This window comes from Mycolicibacterium sichuanense (assembly GCF_033741125.1).
Taxonomy (GTDB): Bacteria; Actinomycetota; Actinomycetes; order Mycobacteriales; family Mycobacteriaceae; genus Mycobacterium.
The window spans coordinates 15,280-35,702 of the sequence record NZ_JAWQPU010000002.1 but is presented as its reverse complement, the minus strand read 5'-3'; the positions used below and the strand labels follow the sequence as shown (position 1 = coordinate 35,702).

The 20,423-nt window shown below is 69.2% G+C and carries 17 protein-coding genes; 10 read left to right on the top strand and 7 right to left on the bottom strand.

What is annotated here, in order from left to right:
* Positions 1-366 precede the first annotated feature (366 nt).
* Positions 367-1,317 (top strand): cation diffusion facilitator family transporter, encoded by a 951-nt coding sequence (locus SBI80_RS07050; RefSeq protein ID WP_318973772.1) that lies wholly within the window; start codon positions 367-369, stop codon positions 1,315-1,317.
* A 17-nt stretch (positions 1,318-1,334) separates the two neighbouring features.
* Here the strand turns inward: SBI80_RS07050 and SBI80_RS07045 are convergent, their stop codons facing one another.
* Complete coding sequence (locus SBI80_RS07045) at positions 1,335-1,688, bottom strand: ArsR/SmtB family transcription factor (RefSeq protein WP_318973771.1); 354 nt, start codon at positions 1,686-1,688, stop codon at positions 1,335-1,337.
* 90 nt (positions 1,689-1,778) lie between these two features.
* On the opposite strand from SBI80_RS07045, the gene SBI80_RS07040 reads away from it, so the two are divergent.
* Positions 1,779-3,701, top strand: coding sequence for a heavy metal translocating P-type ATPase (locus SBI80_RS07040; protein ID WP_318973770.1), 1,923 nt, complete (start codon positions 1,779-1,781; stop codon positions 3,699-3,701).
* Between the two features lie 7 nt (positions 3,702-3,708).
* Here SBI80_RS07040 and SBI80_RS07035 read toward each other — a convergent pair whose 3' ends face one another.
* Complete coding sequence (locus SBI80_RS07035; protein WP_318973769.1) at positions 3,709-5,184, bottom strand: AAA-type ATPase lid domain-containing protein; 1,476 nt, start codon at positions 5,182-5,184, stop codon at positions 3,709-3,711.
* A gap of 192 nt (positions 5,185-5,376) precedes the next feature.
* On the opposite strand from SBI80_RS07035, the gene SBI80_RS07030 reads away from it, so the two are divergent.
* Genes SBI80_RS07030 through SBI80_RS07015 form a run of 4 tightly spaced genes read left to right on the top strand, consistent with a single transcriptional unit; the run spans position 5,377 to position 8,554 of the window.
* Positions 5,377-6,426, top strand: a complete 1,050-nt coding sequence (locus tag SBI80_RS07030) for an amidohydrolase family protein (RefSeq protein ID WP_318974349.1) — start codon at positions 5,377-5,379, stop codon at positions 6,424-6,426.
* A 1-nt stretch (position 6,427) separates the two neighbouring features.
* Positions 6,428-7,180 (top strand): metal-sulfur cluster assembly factor, encoded by a 753-nt coding sequence (locus tag SBI80_RS07025; RefSeq protein ID WP_318973768.1) that lies wholly within the window; start codon positions 6,428-6,430, stop codon positions 7,178-7,180.
* Between the two features lie 11 nt (positions 7,181-7,191).
* Positions 7,192-8,217, top strand: coding sequence for an NAD(P)-dependent alcohol dehydrogenase (locus SBI80_RS07020; protein ID WP_318974348.1), 1,026 nt, complete (start codon positions 7,192-7,194; stop codon positions 8,215-8,217).
* Between the two features lie 16 nt (positions 8,218-8,233).
* Positions 8,234-8,554: a putative quinol monooxygenase gene (locus tag SBI80_RS07015; RefSeq protein ID WP_318973767.1), complete on the top strand. Its 321-nt coding sequence runs from the start codon at positions 8,234-8,236 to the stop codon at positions 8,552-8,554.
* Positions 8,555-8,564: 10 nt separating this feature from the next.
* On the opposite strand, the gene SBI80_RS07010 is transcribed toward SBI80_RS07015, so the two are convergent.
* Positions 8,565-8,846: a hypothetical protein gene (locus tag SBI80_RS07010; protein ID WP_318973766.1), complete on the bottom strand. Its 282-nt coding sequence runs from the start codon at positions 8,844-8,846 to the stop codon at positions 8,565-8,567.
* Between the two features lie 204 nt (positions 8,847-9,050).
* Here SBI80_RS07010 and SBI80_RS07005 point away from each other — a divergent pair, with 204 nt between their 5' ends.
* The 3 genes from SBI80_RS07005 to SBI80_RS06995 all read left to right on the top strand — a co-directional run bounded on the left by SBI80_RS07005 (position 9,051) and on the right by SBI80_RS06995 (position 13,756).
* A complete protein-coding gene (locus SBI80_RS07005) occupies positions 9,051-9,974 on the top strand; it encodes an undecaprenyl-diphosphate phosphatase (protein ID WP_318973765.1) in 924 nt (307 codons plus the stop codon).
* A gap of 231 nt (positions 9,975-10,205) precedes the next feature.
* A complete protein-coding gene (locus tag SBI80_RS07000) occupies positions 10,206-11,735 on the top strand; it encodes an LCP family protein (RefSeq protein ID WP_318973764.1) in 1,530 nt (509 codons plus the stop codon).
* Positions 11,736-11,881: 146 nt separating this feature from the next.
* A complete protein-coding gene (locus SBI80_RS06995) occupies positions 11,882-13,756 on the top strand; it encodes a pyruvate kinase (RefSeq protein ID WP_318973763.1) in 1,875 nt (624 codons plus the stop codon).
* Positions 13,757-13,766: 10 nt separating this feature from the next.
* Here the strand turns inward: SBI80_RS06995 and SBI80_RS06990 are convergent, their stop codons facing one another.
* The 4 genes from SBI80_RS06990 to SBI80_RS06975 form a co-directional block, all read right to left on the bottom strand.
* A complete protein-coding gene (locus SBI80_RS06990) occupies positions 13,767-15,056 on the bottom strand; it encodes a Dyp-type peroxidase (RefSeq protein ID WP_318973762.1) in 1,290 nt (429 codons plus the stop codon).
* Positions 15,053-16,285, bottom strand: coding sequence for an iron uptake system protein EfeO (gene efeO / locus SBI80_RS06985; RefSeq protein WP_318973761.1), 1,233 nt, complete (start codon positions 16,283-16,285; stop codon positions 15,053-15,055). The genes SBI80_RS06990 and efeO overlap by 4 nt, the downstream gene beginning before the upstream one ends.
* The gene (efeU, locus tag SBI80_RS06980; RefSeq protein WP_318973760.1) at positions 16,275-17,870 is read right to left on the bottom strand and encodes an iron uptake transporter permease EfeU; all 1,596 of its coding nucleotides are present in this window, start codon (positions 17,868-17,870) and stop codon (positions 16,275-16,277) included. Before efeU ends, efeO begins: the two co-directional genes overlap by 11 nt.
* Positions 17,871-18,027: 157 nt before the next feature.
* The gene (locus tag SBI80_RS06975; RefSeq protein WP_318973759.1) at positions 18,028-18,663 is read right to left on the bottom strand and encodes an FMN-dependent NADH-azoreductase; all 636 of its coding nucleotides are present in this window, start codon (positions 18,661-18,663) and stop codon (positions 18,028-18,030) included.
* A gap of 107 nt (positions 18,664-18,770) precedes the next feature.
* Here SBI80_RS06975 and SBI80_RS06970 point away from each other — a divergent pair, with 107 nt between their 5' ends.
* Positions 18,771-20,411 carry a peptide chain release factor 3 gene (locus tag SBI80_RS06970; protein WP_318973758.1) on the top strand — a complete coding sequence of 547 codons (1,641 nt, stop codon included), beginning with the start codon at positions 18,771-18,773 and terminating at the stop codon, positions 20,409-20,411.
* Positions 20,412-20,423 lie beyond the last annotated feature (12 nt).

Genomic DNA, 20,423 nt, shown 5'->3' with positions numbered 1-20,423 from the left:
CGCGCGCCTGCCGTGCAGCCTGGCGGCCCGGTCGTTGGCCGACATCTCCACCAGCCGATCGACGGATCGAACAGCACTGCGAACCAACGGAAGTCGAGACATGGCCGTCGCCAGCGCGCGCAGGAGCATCATCGGATCGAGGTGCCCACCGTGCAGGTGGGCGCGCTCGTGGGCGAGTACCGCCGCGCAGATCGCGGTGTTCACGAGCCGCGGTCCTACTTCGCGCGCATCTTGCGCAGGGCCGCCGCAACCGCTCATCTCGGCGAGGAAGTCGCAGATGAACGACAGGGAAACATGTCAACATTCGCATGTATTGATGTATGCTCGGCTCGTTCATCGCGGAACAAGCGAAGGGGAAGACCGCACATGAGCGAGACCGAGCACGCTCACGGTCATCAAGGGCACTCCCACGGGATGTCCGCCGATGCCGACCGCAAGTGGTTGACGCTGTCACTCGTCTTGATCGTCGGCTTCATGATCGCCGAGGTGACGGTCGGCATCATCGCCGGTTCGCTGGCCCTCATCACCGACGCCGGGCACATGTTGACCGACGCGGCATCGATCGTTCTGGCGCTGGTGGCCATTCGCCTCGCCGCCCGGCCGGCCCGCGGTGACTACACCTACGGCCTCAAGCGCGCCGAGATCCTCTCGGCCCAGGCGAACGGGATCACCCTGCTCCTGCTTGCGGCCTTCTTCGTGTTCGAGGGCGTACGCCGGCTGTTCGATCCCGGCGAGGTCGAGGGGTTGCTGGTCTTCGTCACCGCACTGGTCGGCATCGTCGTCAACGTCGCGGCGACCTGGTGCATCAGCAAGGCCAACCGGACGAGCCTGAACGTGGAGGGGGCGTTCCAGCACATCCTCAACGACCTCTACGCATTCATCGCGACCGCGGTCGCCGGTGCGGTCGTGTGGCTCACCGGGTTCGCCCGCGCCGACGCGATCGCCGCCCTGATCGTCGCGGGCCTCATGGTCAAAGCCGGCTGGGGGCTGGTGCGCGCGTCGGGCCGCATCTTCCTCGAGGCGGCGCCCAAGGGGGTCGACCCGGGCGGAATCGGCGCCGAGCTCGCCGCCGTCGGATTCGTCGTCGAGGTGCACGATCTGCACATCTGGGAGATCACCTCGGGCGAGGCCGCGCTCTCGGCCCACGTCATCGTCGGCGACGGCGCCGATTGCCACGCCATTCGCGGGGATCTGGAACGCATTCTGCGCGAAAGACATCACATCGGGCACACGACGCTCCAGGTCGACCACGTCTGCGCCGACGATCCCGACGAGCACTGCGTCGAGCCGCACGGTCAGTCCTACCGCGGCGACTGACGGCGGTCAGGCGGCGGTCAGGCGGTGGTATCGCGGGCACCCAGCCGCAGATGGTCGATGTGGTAGACGGCTTCGTCGAGCAGCTGGGCGACGTGGTTGTCGTACAGGCGGTAGACGATGTTGCGGCCGTTGCGTTCGCCGGCCACCAGCCCGAGAGCGCGGAGCAGCCGTAACTGATGCGAGACGGCGGGCTGTTCCATGCCGACCGCGACCGACAGCTCGGTCACGGTGCATGGCGCCTGGCGCAGGCGGGTGAGGATCAGCAGGCGATTCGGGGACGCAAGGGCCTGAAGGGTTTCCGCGACCTTGGCCGCCGACTGCGCATCGAGGGTGGCCGGCGGCGTCAGCCGGCCCTCCACGCCATGACCCATGCACTCATTCAAACACGGGTCCGCCCACACAGATGACACATGTAGAACTTCACATGTATACATATCTACGTGCACACACTCTCACCGCCGGTGAAGGCTGGTACCGAATCGACGTCGAGGCGCAGCCGGCTGGCCGCCGCCTGGTCGGTGCCCTCGCTGCGATGGGCGGGCGCGGCGCTGCTCGCCTTTGGCCTCGGGGCAATGGCACAGTCGGCCGGGGCGCCTGCCTCGCTGACCTGGGCGCTGTACCTGACCTGCTACGCGGCCGGTGGTTGGGCGCCGGCGCTCGAGGGTCTGCAGGCCCTGCGCGACCGGCGGCTCGACGTGGACCTGCTGATGATCGTGGCCGCCATCGGCGCCGCCGCCATCGGGCAGATCTTCGATGGTGCGCTGCTGATCGTCATCTTCGCCAGCTCAGGGGCCCTCGAGGACCTCGCCACCAAGCGCACCGCGGAGTCGGTCGACGGGTTGTTGAACCTCGCTCCGCAGAACGCGATTCGCGTCGACGAGGCTGGCCTCGAGACCAGGGTTGCGGCCGCCGACCTCCGCATCGGTGATCGGGTCGTGGTGCGCCCCGGCGAACGCATCTCCGCCGACGGAACGGTCGTCGGCGGCAGCTCGGACGTCGACCAGGCCTCGATCACGGGCGAGTCGGCCCCGGTCGCCAAGACCGGCGGGGACGAGGTCTTCGCCGGCACGATGAACGGCTCCGGAGTGCTGCACGTCGAGGTGAACCGGGATCCGTCCCGGACGGTCATCGCGCGCATCGTGACGATGGTGGCCGAGGCATCCGCGACCAAGGCGACCACGCAGCTGTTCATCGAGAAGGTGGAGCAGCGGTACTCGGCGATGGTCGTGCTCGCCACGCTGGGGCTGTTCGTCATTCCCCTGCTGCTGGGTCAGGGCCTGCAGCCGACCTTGCTGCGGGCGATGACCTTCATGATCGTGGCCTCACCCTGCGCGCTGGTACTGGCCACGATGCCGCCACTGCTGTCGGTCATCGCGAACGCGGGCAGACACGGCGTGCTGGTGAAGTCGGCGGTCGCGGTGGAGCATCTCGCTGACGTCGATGCCGTCGTCCTCGACAAGACCGGCACGCTGACGACCGGCACCCCGCGCGTCACCACCGTGCTGCCGACCGGCCCCCTCGAAGCCGACGCGCTACTCGAGATCGCCGCCGCCGCAGAACGATACAGCGAGCATCCCCTCGGCCGCGCCATCGTCGCCGCCGCCCGTGAGCGTCACGTCGCCATCCCCGCGGCCTACGACTTCGCCGCCTGGCCCGGCCGCGGCGTGCGGGCCACGGTGCGTGGCGCGGAAGTGACCGTGCGGGCCCCGGCCGATGGTGACCACCCGCCGCACGTGACCGAGCTGCGCCGAACCGGGGCTACCGTGGTGGTCGTCGCCATCGACGGCCGGACGGTGGGCGTACTTGGGCTGACCGACCAACTCCGCCCGGAGGCCGCCGGCGCCGTCCGCACCCTGGCCCGGTTGACGGGCGCTGCACCGCTGCTGCTGACCGGGGACCACCCGGCAGCCGCTCACGAGGTGGGGCGACGAGTGGGCATCGACGACGTCCGGGCCGGATTGTTGCCCGACGAGAAGGCCGGGGCCGTCACCGAACTCCGCCGCTCCGGCCGGCGCACGCTGGTGGTCGGGGACGGTGTCAACGACGCCCCCGCGATGGCGGCGGCCCACGCGTCGATCGCCATGGGCCGCTCCGGCGCCGACCTGAGCATCGAGACCGCCGACGCGGTGTCGGTGCGCGACGACCTCACCGCGGTCGCGGCCGTCGTTGCACTGGCCCGGCGCGCCCGCCGGGTCGTGCAGGCCAACCTGGCCATCGCCGCGGCCGTGATCGTGGCGCTGGTGGTGTGGGACCTCGTGGGTGAGTTGCCACTGCCCATCGGCGTCGCCGGCCACGAGGGTTCGACGATCCTGGTCGCGCTCAACGGCCTTCGGTTGCTCACCAACCGTGCGTGGCGCACGGCCGCCGCCCCATCTCCGGGATGACGCCCCGCTAGACGCGCACCTTGATGCCGTACTGACTCATCTTGCGGTACAACGTCGCTCGGCTCATCCCCAGCTCCTGCGCCGCCTGCGCCATGGTCGGGCCGGCACGCGAGGTGAGCACCCGGATGATCTCGCCGCGTTCGAAGGCCTCGATCCGGCTGAGGTGCCGCGACGGGCCGGCCAGCACCTCCGGCGGCAGGCTGCCCACGTCGATGACGTCGGTGCGGTTGGCGGCGTGCGCGACCACCCTGGCGAGCTCGTCGACGTTTCCCGGCCAGCCGTAGCTCTGCAGTGCGCGCGACGCAGCGGGGCTGATGACGACCTCACGGCCCCTGGCGCGCTTGGCGATGTGCGCGGCCAACGGCAACACGTCCTGGGCACGGTCACGCAGCGGCGGCACCTCGACCACGGTGTCGATCAGGGCCGCCAGCCCCGCCGGAATGTCCTCGAACCGTTCGGCGGTGACGGCGAACGGCACCGTCACCTCGCGACTGGACCGGACCACCAGATCCCGCAGTTGGTCGGCGACCCACGTCGGCAATTCGTCCACGTCGCGGACGACGACGGCGGTGTGCTCCTTGCCCAGCTCCGGTGTCCACAGCCCGAGCCAGGTCTGCACGTCGGCGGCGTCCGGTGCGCTGGCCGACAGGATGCGGTCCCGCGGGTGGGTGTGCCGCGCCGCCTGCGCGAGCAGCGTGGACCGGCCGGCGCCGGGCTCCCCGATGGCCGCGACGATGCTGCCCGCGGCCATCGCCTGCTCCGCCACCCCGACGGCTGCGTTCCACGCGTCCGACAGGTCATGCAGGCTGCCCGAACCGGGTTCCAGACGCGGCACCTCGACGCGGAACACCTGCCCCCGCGGCGTCCGCCGGGGGCGACGTCCGTTGGACCTGGCCAGCATCAGCGCGGCGGTGTTGCTCGCCGCCGAACGGGCCAGCGCCAGCAGCAGCTCACTCGAGGATTGCGACCACGTGGTCAGGTTGACGCACCCCTCCAGCCGCCCGGTCGACGCATCGAGGACGGGCACCGCGGCGCAGGTGAAGGTGCACAGGCTCGCGGCGTAGTGCTGATCGGCGCGCACCAGCGTCGGCGTGCGGTCGGCGAGGGCGAGGCCGAGCCCATTCGTGCCGACGTCACGCTCGGAGTAGCCGAAGCCAGGCGCCAGGTGCACCTCGTCGAGGGCCTGCAAGAGATGGTGATCACCGCTCATCCGGCTGAGCACGACGCCCTCCGAATCGGTCAGCATCATGCTGACGGCCTCATTCGAAAGCGTCCGGTGCAGGTCCCGCAGCACCTCGTTGCCGCATTCGACGAACAGCGACTCCAGGTTCTCGGTGCCGGTGAACACGGGATCGACGCTGTCGGGGGGCACCCCGTACTCCTCGCTGCGCTGCCAGGACGCCAGCAGACGCCGGGGCACCTCTGGCGCCTCGGCGTGCTGCAACTGATGCAGCTTCACTCGATCGGGTAGTCCGTCTGACACGCTGTGATCCACGTTACAAGCAGCCTGCCCGCCGCCGTCCCGAGTCGCGCGAGGTCCCCGTCTCAGATTGAGACATTCCAGGTCTCCGCGGCTCCCGCGGCTGACCATAGGCTCCGGTCAGTTGGTGTGACAGCCCTCACATCCGCTCATCGCGCCAAGCCATCAGCCACCACAGCAGCCAGGGAGAACCGGATGTACCGCAAGGACGGCAACAGCTACTTCATCGTCGACGCTCACGTCGCGCTCTGGGACGCCCGGCCGGAGAACCAGCGCAACATCCACGGCAAGCAGTTCATCGACTGCTTCTACGACTATCACCGCAACCTCTCGCCGGAGACCGAGGTCTGGAGCTACGAGGACTACCTCTACCAGGGTGGCCAGCGCCTGATGAAGGACCTCTTCGAGGACGGCTACGTCGACCACGCGATCTTCCAGCCGGCCGCGCTCGGCGAGTTCTACTACAAGGGGTTCGGGCAGACCGACGAGGCGTCCGAGCTCGCCAGCAAGCACCCCGACAAGCTGACCTACAACCACAACTTCGACCCCCGCAACGGCGAGGCCGGCCTCGACCAGTTCCGGGAGGACGCCAAGAAGTTCGGCCTCAAGGGCGTGAAGCTCTACACCGCCGAGTGGCACGGCGAGTCCCGAGGCTGGCGCCTCGACGACCCGTGGGCCTACCGGTACTTCGAGGCGTGCCGCGAGCTCGGCGTGCGCAACATCCACGTCCACAAGGGTCCGACGATCCGGCCGCTGGACCGCGATGCCTTCGACGTGGCCGACATCGACCACGTGGCATCGGACTTCACCGACCTGAACTTCATCGTCGAGCACTGCGGGCTGCCGCGCCTGGAGGACTTCTGCTGGATCGCCACGCAGGAGCCCAACGTGCACGCCGGCCTCGCCGTCGCGATGCCCTTCATCCACACCCGGCCCAAGTACTTCGGCCAGATCATGGGCGAGCTCCTCTACTGGATCGGCGAGGACCGCATCCAGTTCTCGTCGGACTACGCGATCTGGACGCCGCGCTGGCTGGTCGAGGCGTTCGTCGACTTCCAGATCCCCGCCGAGCTCGCCGAGTACGCGCCGATCACCACCGACCAGAAGAAGAAGATCCTCGGGCTGAACGCGGCCAAGATGTACGACATCCCCGTGCCCGCTGAGCTGCAGCTGGCCTCCCCATCCGATGCAGCCGACGAGACCGCCACCGGGCCGCGCGGCGCCGACGCCCTCGTCGAGGCCTGACGTGGATCGGGAACTGTTGCGGGAGGCCGTCCTTCGGGCGTTGGACGCGGTGATCGATCCAGAGCTGGACGAGCCGATCACCGACCTCGGCTTCATTCACACGGTCGACGTGACCCCAGCCGGCGACCTGGAGGTGCACCTGCGGCTGCCGACGTCGTTCTGCGCGCCCAACTTCGCCTACCTGATGGCCTCGGACGCCAAGGACGTTCTGGTGGCGCTGGACTGGACGCGACGGGTGGTGGTCGAGCTCGACGACCACCACGACTCCGACATCATCAACACGGGGCTGGCCACCGACGCCGGGTATCGGGGCACGTTCGCCCACGAGGCCGAGGAGAACCTCGACGAGCTGCGCACCACGTTCCAGCGCAAGGCGCACACCGCGGCGATGGAACGCTGCCTGACGGGGCTGTTGCGGGCCGGGCACCCGGCCGAGTCGCTCGCGTCGGTGACGCTCGCCGAGCTGCCCGACGACGATGCCGCCCGTGCGCTGCGCCGTCGCCGGGCCGCGCTCGGGTTGTCCGCCGCCGCAGACTCGCTGGTGCTCGTCGACCACGACGGCCAGCCCCCAACGGATCCCGAACTGGCGCTGCGCCGGGCCCGGTCGACGCGCATCTCGATCGACGGCAACGCGCACTTCTGCCGGGGGCTGCTGCGCACTAGGTACGTCGACGGTGGCAGCGAGAGTCTCTCCATTGCAACCTCACAACGAGCCATGCCACTAGAACTCACGGTCGTCGGAAGGAACGCCTAGTCATGAGCACCATGAGAGCAGTACAGGTCGTCGGGTATCACCAGAACCTGGAGATGGCCGAGGTCCCTGTCCCCACCCCGGCGGGCCCGTTCGACGTCATCGTGAAGATCGGCGGCGCCGGTGTCTGCCGCACCGATCTGCACATCCTCGAGGGGCAGTGGGCCGAGAAGTCGCAGGTGCAGTTGCCGTACACGATCGGCCACGAGAACGCGGGCTGGGTGCACGCCGTCGGGTCGGCCGTCACCAACGTCGCCGAGGGCGACAAGGTCATCGTGCATCCATTGATCACCTGCGGGTTCTGCCGGGCGTGCCGGTCCGGGGACGACGTGCACTGCGAGGCCAACGCGTTCCCCGGCATCGACACGAACGGTGGCTACGCCGACTACCTCAAGACCTCGGCGCGCAGCGTGGTGAAGATCGACGACGCGCTGGAGCCGTCCGACGTCGCCGCCCTCGCCGACGCGGGCCTGACCGCCTACCACGCGGCGGCCAAGGCGGCCAAGCGACTCACCCCACGCGACAAGTGCGTCATCATCGGCGCAGGAGGCTTGGGCCACATCGGCATTCAGGTCCTCAAGGCGCTGACCCCGGCCGAACTCGTCGTCGTCGACCGCAACCCCGAAGCCCTCAAACTGGCCGAGGCGATCGGCGCCGACCGCGGCGTCGTCGCCGACGGCACGCAGGTCGAGCAGGTGCTCGAGCTCACCGGCGGCAAGGGCGCCGAGGCGATCGTCGACTTCGTCGGTGAGGGTGGTGCCACCAAGGAGGGCGTCGCCATGCTGCGCGGCGCCGGGGACTACTACGTCGTGGGTTACGGCGAGAACATCGACGTACCGACCATCGACATCGTCTCCAGTGAGATCAACTTCATCGGCAACCTCGTCGGCTCGTACAACGACCTGTGCGACCTGATGGCGCTAGCCGCAAGGGGCTCGGTCAACCTGCACACTCAGAAGTACGCACTCGACGACTTCCAGTCGGCCATCACCGATCTCGAAAACGGCAACGTCCGCGGGCGCGCCATCCTCATCCCCTAAGGAGCAGTGAATCACCGTGATCTTCATCGTCGTGAAGTGGACGCCGAAGCCCGAACACGTCGAGGACTTCCCGAACCTCGTGGCCGACTTCACCAAGGCCACTCGGGCAGAACCGGGAAACCTCTTCTTCGAATGGTCGCGCAGCCTGGAGAACCCGTCGGAATACGTCCTGGTGGAGGGGTTCCGCGATGGTGACGCCGGCGGCGAACACGTCAACAGCGAGCACTTCAAGACGTTCGTCGCCGAGGCACCCGCGATCCTGGCCTCCACGCCGCTGATCATCAGCCACTCGATCGACGCGACCGGTTGGTCGGAGATGGGCGAGATCAAGGTCTGAACTGGCGGGCTCAGGAACACAGCGCGAGTTCGCGGTCCCCGTCGCCGGCCTCCAGTGGGGCCGGCGACGGGTCCGTCCGCGCGCGAATCCACGCGACGAGCGCCGCGACGACGCCGAGCTGCGCGGCGGCGAGCACCAGCACCGGCCACAGCAGCCCGGCCACCAGCGCGAGCACCGCGGCGGTGCCGGGCGCGGAGACCGAGCGGCGGCCTGCCCGGTGCGCGACGCCCAGCGCGGCGAGCGTCGTCAACACCCAGCCGCTCGCGTAGATGGCGAGAATCACCGCCGTCATCTCCCCTCCAACCGTCGTGTGATTCACGGTCCACCCCGCTCCTGGGAAGACACCTTGACTGCCTTATGAATGTCCGCTGAAATCGCGGATCTCGGTACTCCCCCGCGGTGACGCGACCGCATCCAGCAAACTCACAGGCCAGCCCGGGACGATTGCCGCGGTCGGTGCGCGGTCCGCACACCCAACCTGGAGGAGTCCCCGCAGGTGAGCAGTCTGAGCTATCTCGAGGCGACCGTCGTTGGCTTGTTCCAGGGAGTGACGGAGCTGTTCCCGGTCTCCAGCCTTGGGCACTCCGTGCTGATGCCCGCGCTGATCGGCGGCCGGTGGGCGCGCGACCTGGACGTCTCGTCACCGGAGTCGCCGTATCTGGCGTTCATCGTCGGCCTGCACGTCGCGACGGCCGCGGCACTGCTGCTGTTCTTCTGGCGGGACTGGGTTCAGATCATCACGGGTTTCTACACGTCGATTCGGCACCGCAGGATCGAGACCACCGGTGAGCGGCTGGCCTGGCTGATCGTCGTCGGCACCATCCCGGTCGGGTTGTGCGGGCTCGCCCTGGAGCACACCTTCCGCACCACCCTCGGCAAGCCGATCCCCGCCGCTGCGTTCCTCGTCGTCAACGGCGTGATCCTGTACGCCGGGGAACGATTGCGCCGGCGCGGCAGCGTCCCTGCCGAGTCGGCCGCCAGCGCCAATCCGATGCTGGCGACCCGCGACGCGGATCCCGACGGCATCGACGAGCGCCTCGCGCGAACCAGTCTCGGGCGGGGCGCCCTCATCGGGGCGGCGCAGACCCTGGCGCTGTTGCCGGGGATCAGCCGCTCTGGTGTGACCATGACCGTCGGCCTGCTGCGGGGACTGGACCACGACGAGGCGGCGCGGTTCTCGTTCCTGCTGGCCACCCCGGTGATCCTGGCGGCCGGGGTGTTCAAGATCCCCGATCTGTTCGGCCCGCTGGGAGCGGGCATCGGTGGTCAGGTGGCGGCGGGCAGCGTGGCCTCGTTCGTCAGCGCGTACCTGGCCGTGCGGTTCCTGACCAACTACTTCCACACCAGGACACTCACGCCGTTCGCGGTGTACTGCGTTCTGGCCGGCGCCGGCAGCCTGCTGTGGCTCACCCTGCGCTGAGTCCGCCCCGCGGGCGTTGGTGGCCGCGGCGTCGAGTGGCGACGAACGGAACGGTCGAACTATCCTGTGACCTGCGTACGGCCAGGCGTGGTGACCTAGCCACCGCCGTGGCCGGGCCGGGATCAGCGATCCCGGCCATCCGCCGCTGGTGATTACCACCACACTCCCAGCCGGGCCACGAGGTTCCTCACGCATGGTGAAGGCCCCAGTGATCGAACGAAGGCGGCGGTGATGGGTGGACAGGCACGTCGCCACTCGATGCCGACGTCGTCGCGCCTGCGCCCGTCTCGGATCCTGCGCGCCGGCGTGGCGCTGGTCGCCGCCGTGGTCCTTGCCGCCACCGGCGCCGGCTGGTGGACCTTCCGCGGGATGCTGAGTGGCATCACCGTCTCGCAGGCCCTTGGTGCCGATGCACCGCGGTCCACCGGGGCCTCGATAAACATCCTGCTGATCGGGCTGGACTCCCGCAAGGACCAGAACGGCAACGACCTGCCGCAGGAGATGCTGGACCAGTTGCACGCCGGGGACTCCAGCTCCGGCGGGTACAACACCAACACGTTGATCCTGGTGCACCTGGCGGCCGACGGCGCCGTCGAGGCGTTCTCCATCCCACGCGACGACTACGTCAAGGTCTCCGGCATCGTCCCGGGTTATCAGCACATCAAGATCAAGGAGGCCTACGGCCTGACCAAGGCCGACGAGGAGCAGAAGCTCGCCGACGACGGCGTCACCGATCAGGCCACCCTCGAGAAACAGGGCCGGGAAGCGGGCCGCAAGGCGACGCTGGCGGTGGTCCGCGCGTTGACCGGCGCCCCGATCGACTACTTCGCCGAGGTCAACCTCGCCGGTTTCTACGACGTGGCCGCGAGCCTCGGCGGCGTCGAGGTCTGCCTGAATCACGCCGTGCACGACGACTACTCCGGCGCCGACTTCCCGGCCGGCCGCCAGACCCTCGACGCGCAGCAGGCGCTCGCCTTCGTCAGGCAGCGCCACGGTCTGGACAACGGCGATCTGGACCGGACCCATCGCCAGCAGGCCTTCCTGATCTCGGTGATCCGCCAGCTGCAGGATTCCGGGTCGTTCAGCGACGTCGGCAAGCTCAACGCGCTGATGGACGTCGCCCGCAAGGACATCGTGCTCTCGGCCGACTGGGACCAGAGCCTGTTCCAACGCATCGGCGAGCTGGCCGGTGCGCAGGTGCGCTATCAGACGTTGCCGGTGGTGCGCTATGACAACGTCGACGGACAAGACGTCAACATCGTCGATCCGTCGGCCATCCGCGCCTTGGTGGCCAGCACGTTCTCCGACGGGTCGGTCCCCGCGACCCCGGCGCCGCTCGCGCCCTCCGACGTCACCGTCGACGTGTTCAACGCCAGCGGCGTCACCGGCATGGCCACCGAGACGTCGAACATCCTGACCAACAACGGTTATCGCGAGGGCGACGTCCGCGGTCCCCTACCCGTCGAGCCGACGACCGACGTCGAGTACGGCACCGGCGCCAATGCGCCGGCCCAGACCATCGCCACGATGCTTGGCATCATCGCGCCCCCGCGCCCGCGGCCCGACCTGCCGCCAGGTCACGTCCGGGTCATGCTGGGGGACGGTTACCAGCTGCCCGCCGACGTCAGCAGCCTGGCGACGGCGCCGTCGGGCGGGGAATCGCTCGGCATCGACGTCGGCGCGTCCGACGCATCCTCCGATACCCCGGCTCCCGACCAGGGTCTGCCCATCAGCGGCAGCGGCATTCCCTGCGTCAACTAGCGGAGATCTCGGGCACGTACCCGCGACCCTTGCACCCGTGACCTAAGGCCCTAGGACCACTGGCCGCAGTCCAACGAACATCATCGGTGCAACCGCCACCCTCCAATCGTCGAGCGTCCGCGACGACTGCGACAGCAGGAGAGCCCGTGCCGACTCCGAAGAGCGACACCGCCACCACGTTGACTCAGATGCGCGCCGACGTCGACCACCTCCTGGCCGATCTGGCCGAGGCCGAGACGTCCTGGTCCCAGTGGCTGGCGGACGTCGCCCCCAAGTACCGGTCCAGCGCTCGAAACATGGTGCACTACTGGGCGATTCGCCAGTCCGACCTACGGGATCTACAGGGCAGGCTGGCGGCCCACGGGCTGTCGTCGCTCGGGCGCAGCGAACCTCACGTCGAGGCGACCCTGCGACTGGTGCGCTCGGCAATCAGCGCCATGCTCGACGATGACTGGCACGAGCCCGCCCCCGCGGGCGTGCGCCTGGACGAGGGCTCCGAGCTGCTCCGGCACCGGTCGCGGGAGTTGCTCGGCCCCGATCCCGTCGGGCGGGCCGCCCGCATCATGGTCACGCTGCCGTCCGAGGCCGCAACCGACCCCGACCTGGTGCGCGGACTGGTCGGGGCCGGGATGAACGTCGCCCGGATCAACTGCGCTCACGACGACGCGACGGCGTGGCGCGCGATGGCGCGGAACGTCGCGCTGGCAGCCGCCGCGACGGGTCGCCCCTGCCGGATCGCGATGGACCTCGCCGGACCGAAGCTGCGCACCGGTCCGCTCGAACCAGGACCGCGGGTCGTCAAACTCAAGCCCCACCGCAACACCCTCGGCCAGGTGGTCACGCCGGCGCGGGCGTGGCTCACCGCCGCGGAGAACCCGGCGACACCACCGGAGGCCGGGATGACGACGCTGAAAGTCGACGGACGGTGGTTACGGCGGCGGCGCGGCGGGGACGTGTTGATCCTGCACGACACCCGCGGTTCCAGGCGCCGACTGGTGCTGCACACCGTGGCCCAGAAGGCCGGAACGCCAAACGGTTTCGTCGTCAGCTGCTGCCAGAGCAGCTATCTGGCCACCGGGACGGTACTGCACGTCGAGGGTGCCGACGACCCGATGCACGTCGGCGAACTCCCCCAGGTCGAGCAGAGCCTGCTGCTGCGCCGCGGGGACGTCCTCGAGTTGACCAGGGACTGCCTGCCCGCGCCGGTGATCGCCGGCGGGGTCCCGCACATCGGCTGCACCCTGCCGGAGCTCTTCGACCAGGTACGAGTGGGGCAGACGGTGCACCTCGACGACGGTCGCATCCGCGGCATGATCGTCAGGACGAGCCCGATGGCACTGCGCCTGCGCATCGACCACGCGGCGGACGGAGGTTCCCGGCTGCGCGCCGACAAGGGCATCAACGTGCCCCAGGCCGACCTCGCGGTCTCCGCACTGACCGGCAAGGACCTCGACGATCTCGCGACCGTCGTGGAAGTGGCCGATCTGGTCGAGATGTCCTTCGTCCGAGACCCGGCCGACGTCGCGCGGTTGCTCGAGGAGCTGGACCGGCGCGGCGGCGACACGCTCGGAGTGGTGCTGAAGGTGGAGACACGCAAGGCCTTCGAGAATCTCCCGCAACTGCTGCTGACCCTGATGCGGCACCCCCGCGTCGGGGTGATGATCGCGCGCGGTGACCTCGCCGTCGAGTGCGGTTATGAGCGGCTCGCCGAACTGCAGGAGGAGATCCTGTGGTTGTGCGAATCATCGCATCTGCCGGTGATCTGGGCGACGCAGGTGCTCGAGCAGCTCGCCAAGACCGGAAACCCCTCGCGCGCCGAGATCAGCGACGCCGCGCTCAGCGAACGCGCCGAATGCGTGATGCTGAACAAGGGGCCGCACGTCACCGAGGCGGTCGACGTCCTCGACGACATCCTGTGCCGGATGGCCGACCACCACTACAAGAAGACCGCGCTGATGCCGTCACTGCATGCGTGGCATCCGGGTCGAGCCGCCGCCGCCCGATCGGCGCTGCCGGCGTGACCCGTCGTGCTCAGGTGAAAAGCGGCTGCGCCAGATAGTGACCCCGTTCCGGCGCTGGCGGGATCGCGAAGATCGCCGACCCGACGTGCCGGATGTACTCGTTGAGCAGATCGTGGCCGCCGAGCCGGTTCTGCAGACGGATGAAGTGTTCCGGGTCGTTCTGGTAGGCGATGAAAAGCAGTCCGGCGTTGAGTTCGCCGTTGGCATCCAGGCCGTCGGTGTAGTTGTAACCGCGACGGCGAATCATGATGCCGGCGTTGTTCTCCCGTGCGGCCAGCGCCAGATGCGACAGTGGATCGATGACCGGATCGCCGGCCGGGCCCTTGGCGGTGAAGTCGGGGGCGTCCATCTCGGCGGTGCCGGTCAGCGGTGCGCCCTGGTCCTTGTGGCGTCCGATGATGCGCTGCTGGTTGCCGACCCGATCGGCGTCCCAGGTCTCCAGCAGCATGCGAATCTTGCGCACCACCTGGTAGGTGCCACCTTCCATCCACGGTTGATCGCCGTCGTGCACCCAGACGAATCGGGCGTACTGGTCGTCGGTCTCGACGTTGCGGGTTCCGTCCTTGAAGCCCAGCAAGTTTCGTGGCGTCTGCTGACCAGGCCCCGCCGAGGCCCTGCCGAAGCCCAGCACGGCCCAGAACGGTGTGACGACGCCGCGGCCGATGCGGGCCAGATTGCGCACCGCGTGATAACAGACCTGGGGATCGTCCGCGCACGCCTGCACGGACAGTTCGCCGCCGGTGAAGTTCGGGTCGAGCACGTCTCCGTTGAGGGGCGGCAGGGCGGAGAACGCGGCGGGCCGGTGCGGAGCCAGCCCGAAGCGCCCGTCGAACAGTGCCGGGCCCAGCCCGATGGTCACCGTCAGGCTGGCGGGGCTCAGGCCGAACGCTTCGCCGGTGTCCTTGGGCGGGGCCACCTCGTCGTCGGGCTGCACCGAGCCGACGGGATCGCCGCCCTGGAGCACTGCGGCCGCCGCCGACCACCTCGCCAGCAGCGTCTGCAGTGCCGTCTTGGTGACCGCATCGGCCAGTCTGAACGTCATGAACATCGTGTGCCGCTGCGGTTGCGTCGCGATTCCGCCCTGGTGGCCGGTCCCGTAGAAGGGGTAGCTGCGGGTCAGGTCGACGGTGTCGGCGTCCTGCGCCGACGCGGCGTTCGAGGAGGCCAGCGCCCAAGCCATCGAACTCCCAGCGGTGGCGCCGGCAGCCGCGCCGCCGAGACCTGCGAGCAACGCGCCGGAGAGCACGCCGCGCCGGGACACCCCCGGCGCGGCAGCAGCGGACGGATCATCAGTCGTCAACTGGCCGAGACCACCTTCTGCGCAACGGTCGCCAGGCTCTCGTGCAAGGGCTGGATCACCGCGGTGAGCTTGGGGGCGTCGGTGCCGCGCAGCTGTGGCGTCCACACCCGGTAGCCGCCGGGCGCCGAGGGATCGCGGTAGGCGTCCAGCGTCGTCAACACGGTCTGGAATTGCCCGTCCAGCGTCGTGGCCAGCGCCGGATCGATCTTCTGCAGGCCGGGTCGCAGCGAGGCGTAGGCCTGCTGCGCGCCCTCCACGTTGCCGGCGAAGTCGACGAGGTCGATGTGGCTGAAGGCCTCCTCCTCGCCGGTGATCTTGGTGTTCTGCACCTCCTCGATCAGGTCCGCCGCGCCGTTGGCGAGATCCTCGGGCTTGTACTGCAGCGGCCCCACGACGGCCACCAGGTGACCGACGTTGCCCACCAGCTCGGTGCTCTGTGCCTTGGTGCTCGGCGTGATCGCGTTCCCCTGGTATAGATCTCGCTCGATGGCGTGGAAGCCCTTCCAGCCGACCTTCGCGTCGACGGGCGTGGACTCGCGCATGTCGATCAGGTAGTCGAGGTTGCCCGCGTTGTCGTCGACCGCGAACCCAGGCAGCACGAAGCCCTCGACGCTGGACTCGGCCCGCTCGTAGAACGGTCGCGCCTTGGCGTAGGCCGCCTTGGCCGCGGCAAGGTCACCCGACTGCACGGCGGCGTCGAGTGCCTTGACCCCGCTGTCGAGCTGGTCGACCTGGTCGACCACGTAGGCCGAGTAGTCCTTGGTGCCCTGGCTCAGGATCGTCGCCACGGTTCCGGTCGGGGCGGAAGCCGCCTGACCCGTCACCGCGAAGTCGAGGTACTCGTTGCTCGCACCGGGGCAGTAGATCTTGTACTGGCCACCGTCGAGGGTGGCGGTGAACGTGACGGGATCCAGGCCGGGTGCGAGGTTCTCCTTCTCGCCGACGATGCGCTGGTCCTTCAGCAGCTCCATCTCCGTGATGCCGGGCGCACTGGAGTTGGTGACCTTGAAGGTGACCGGACCGGCGGGCACGCTCGTGGTGTCGACCGCGCACGCGTCCTTGCCGCCGTCGTTGGACAGCGTCACGTCGACCGTGCTGATGCCGTTGACGGTGCTGGGTCCGCTGGCAGTGGCCGTGCTCTTCGCGGCATCGGTGCTCGACCCGCACGCGCTGAGCACGAGGGCGGTCGCAAGGGCAGCAGGTGCCGCGAGGAGAATGCTACGAGACACCGATCTCGTCGGGGGTAGGTGAATCATGTAGTCGTCGTTGCCTTTCGGTTGTCGAACTGGTGCGGTATCGGCGGGCTGCGGTGAGCACGAGCAGGACGGCGGCGCCGGCGAACACCGTCGGCAGCCACACCGTCCAGAGCGCGCGCTCGGACCGGTCGCGGGTCGATTGGGTGAGCTGAGCGGTGACCGCTCGGTCGTCCCCGGGTGCCGTCGCCCAATCGGCGGCGAGCCCACCGAGGCTGACGGTCTTCGGGCTGGTCAGGCCGCCGCCGCGCAGCGTCGCGACCCGGGTGCTGGCCCGGTCGGCGGTGACCACGTCCGTCCCGTGGGCCAGCACGGTGTAGACGGTGTTCGCGCTCCACTGCGCGTCGAACGGGCCGGGCGTGCGGGCCGAGCCCAATCCCACCGGGAGCCGTCCACCGGCCAGTTCCGCCAGCTGGCCGAGGGTGATCGGGTTGGTGGTGACGCCGGGGTCGGCGGTCACCGTCGCCTGCCACACGTCGACGTCGACCCCGTCTACCGACTGCTGACCCGCGGCCTGCAGCGCGATGCTCTGCAAGCGGCCCCCCGTGGGACCGACGACGAGGACCGGGCCCGCCCCCTCGACCCGCAAGGTGGCCGTCAGCGAATCGCCGGCTGCGGTGGTCGCGGTGCGGGTGGGCCCCGGCTGGGCGCCGCCCCCGGCGGGGATCAGCAGCGCCATGGCACCGGCGAGCACCGCCAGCGCGGTCGCGGTGATCCAGGTGATCCGCTGCTTCGCGGTCGGCCCCGGAGCCCATCGCGCCGGCCAAAGGAAGACGATCAGCACGGGAATCGCGTAGAGCAGCCAGCCGACGACCTCGATCAGGCGCGGATCGGCGGGGATTCCGAACATCCCCGTGATGAAGGCCCCCACAACGGATTTCGCGGGCATCCAGGACGAGAAGTCGAACGCGCGGGCCTGCCCCACGTCGATCCAGCCGGCCTCGTGCGCCGTGCGCAGGCAGCTCATCACCAGGCCCGCCGCAATGAACACCAGGAAGACTCCGGTGATTCGGAAGAACCTGCCGAGGTCGAGTTTCAGGCTGCCGAGGTAGATGCCGACGCCGATTGCGACGGCCACCACCAGGCCCGCCACGCCGCCGACCACCGCGAACCAGCGGTTGCCCTGCGACGCCTGGGCCGCCGCCAGCAGGAAGACAGCCGTCTCGAACCCCTCCTTGAGGACGGCGAGGAATGCCATTGCGGCCAACGCCAGGGCTCCCCCGTCGTTGATCGCTTGGGCCGCTTCGCGTTCCAGCTCGCCCTTCATCCTGAAGGCGTTGCGATTCATCCAGATGATCATCGTGGTCACGAACACCACGGCGACGGCGCCGATGACCGTCTCCAGCATCTCCTGCTGGCGCTGAGGCAGCGAGGTGGAGAGCACGTCCAGCCCGACGCCGACGGCGATGCTGATCGAGACGGCCAGCCCCACTCCGATCACCATCGGGCGCACCGGTTTTCCGTTGCGGGCCAGGAACGCGCCGATGATGCCGACGATCAGGCTGGCTTCCAGGCCCTCGCGCAGGCCGATCAGGAACGTGCCAACGAAGATGCCCTGCACGTTCCTCCCGTCACTTCCCAGACCGGAGGTTAGGTTAGGCTCGCCAATTGATCGATGGCTAGGGCGGGGCGGCGACCCGAAGTCAACTCACAGGACGTCGCCCAGGCAACGTCAAGCAGACGGGGACTGCGCCGGCTGGGCAGGACGGACGCACTCGCTACCGGTTGGCCAGCGCCTCGAGTTCCACCTGCGCCTTGGCCAACCCGGTCCGGTGCTCGGCGATGAACTCACCCATCGCCGGAATACGTTGCGCCAGAGTCAATTCGGCGACGACGAAGGTCACGTCCATGCCGAGTGCCGCACCGAGCACCTGGGTGAGCACCGGCGTCACGAAATCCAGGCCGGCGTTCGGCGTCCCGGCACCGTAGCGGTCCCCGCGGCTGCAGACGACGACCACGGGCTTGCCCGCGAAGGGCAGCGTCGGCTCGTCGTACGGAGCCGTCACACCGGGCACGTGCAGGTAGTCCAACCACGCCTTCAAGGTGGACGGAACAGTCCACTGGTACATCGGCGCGCCGATGACGAGCACATCCGCCGCCAGCACCTCGGCGATGAGCGCCTGCTGGAGTTCCTCGGCCCGCGGGTCGGCGACCTCACCCTCCGCGCGCAGGCGCGGCGCCCAGTGCAGGGCGTTGGTCGGAAGATGCGGCAGGGGGTCGCGGTGCAGGTCGCGCCGCACCGCGGTGTACTCCGCACCTCGGGCGCGCCAGGTGTCCGCGAAGTGCTCGGTCAGCGAGCGGCTCGTCGAGTGCAGGAGGTCGGCGGAGGAATCCAGATGCAGCAGTGTGGGCATGACCCAATCCTTGCTCGTGCGGGGCGTCTGACGTGCGACTCGACGGGTCCGGAGCCCCGACGGCGATTTATCGAAACGGTCCACCGGCGAATACCATCGATGGCGCAATGACCGACGATTCCAGCCCCGACGCCGCCCCCGTCTCCACCACCGGCGGCCGCATCACCGCAGAAGCCGGGCGGCGCCGGACGTTCGCCGTCATCAGCCACCCCGACGCGGGCAAGTCCACGCTGACCGAGGCCCTGGTCCTGCACGCCAACGTCATCACCGAGGCGGGCGCCATCCACGGCAAGGCCGGCCGTCGCTCCACCGTCTCGGACTGGATGGAGATGGAGAAGGCCCGCGGCATCTCGATCACCTCGACCGCGCTGCAGTTCCCGTACCGCGCCCCCAGCGGGCAGGACTGCGTCATCAACCTGCTCGATACCCCCGGCCACGCGGACTTCTCCGAGGACACCTACCGCGTCCTGACCGCCGTCGACTGCGCGGTGATGCTGATCGACGCCGCCAAGGGCCTGGAACCCCAGACGCTCAAGCTGTTCGAGGTCTGCCGGCTGCGACGCATTCCGATCATCACCGTGATCAACAAGTGGGACCGTCCCGGTCGCGACCCGCTGGAACTGATGGACGAGATCCAGGCGCGCATCGGGCTGCGTCCGACGCCCCTGACCTGGCCGGTCGGCATCGCCGGTGACTTCAAGGGCGTGCTGGACCGGCGGACCGGCAACTTCATCCGATTCACCCGCACCGCCGGCGGCGCGAAGGCCGCGCCCGAGGAGCACATCGCGCCGGAGCGCGCCCACGACGCAGCGGGCGACGACTGGGACAACGCGGTCGAGGAGTCCGAGCTGCTGTCCGCCGACGGCTCCGACTACGACCAAGAGACGTTCCTCGGCTGCTCGACCACCCCGGTGCTGTTCACCTCGGCCGCCCTGAACTTCGGCGTCAACCAGCTGCTGGACGTGCTGGTCCAACTCGCCCCCTCGCCGCACGGTCAGCTCGACGTCGACGGCCGACGCCGTCCGGCCGACGCACCGTTCAGCGCGTTCGTGTTCAAGGTGCAGGCCGGCATGGACTCCGCCCATCGCGACCGCATCGCCTACGCGCGGGTGTGCTCAGGAACGTTCGAGCGTGGCGAGGTGCTGACCCACGCCACCACGGGCAAGCCGTTCGTCACGAAGTACGCGCAGTCGGTCTTCGGCCAGCAGCGCTCGACGTTGGACACCGCATGGCCTGGTGACGTGATCGGGCTGGCCAACGCCAACGCCCTGCGTCCCGGTGACACCCTCTACCGGGACACCCCCGTGGTGTACCCGCCGATCCCCAGCTTCTCGCCCGAGCACTTCGCGGTCGCCCGCGGCACCGACCCCAGCAAGCACAAGCAGTTCCGCAAGGGCATCGAGCAGCTCGAGCAGGAGGGCGTCGTCCAGGTCTTGCGCTCGGACCGCCGGGGTGACCAGGCGCCCGTGTTCGCCGCCGTCGGACCGATGCAGTTCGAGGTGGCGACGCACCGGATGGCCGCCGAGATGAGCGCGCCCATCTCACTGGAGCCGCTGCCCTACACCGTGGCCCGGGCTGCAGATCCCGACGACGTCGACTTCCTCTCACGGCAGCCGTCCGTCGAGGTCTTCACCAGGACCGACGGCGTGATCCTGGTGCTCTTCTCCACCAAGTGGCGGCTCGAGGGCTTCCAGCGCGACAACCCCAACGTCAAGCTGCAGTCGCTGGTTGCCGCCGGCGACGACTGAGCCGCCATCGCC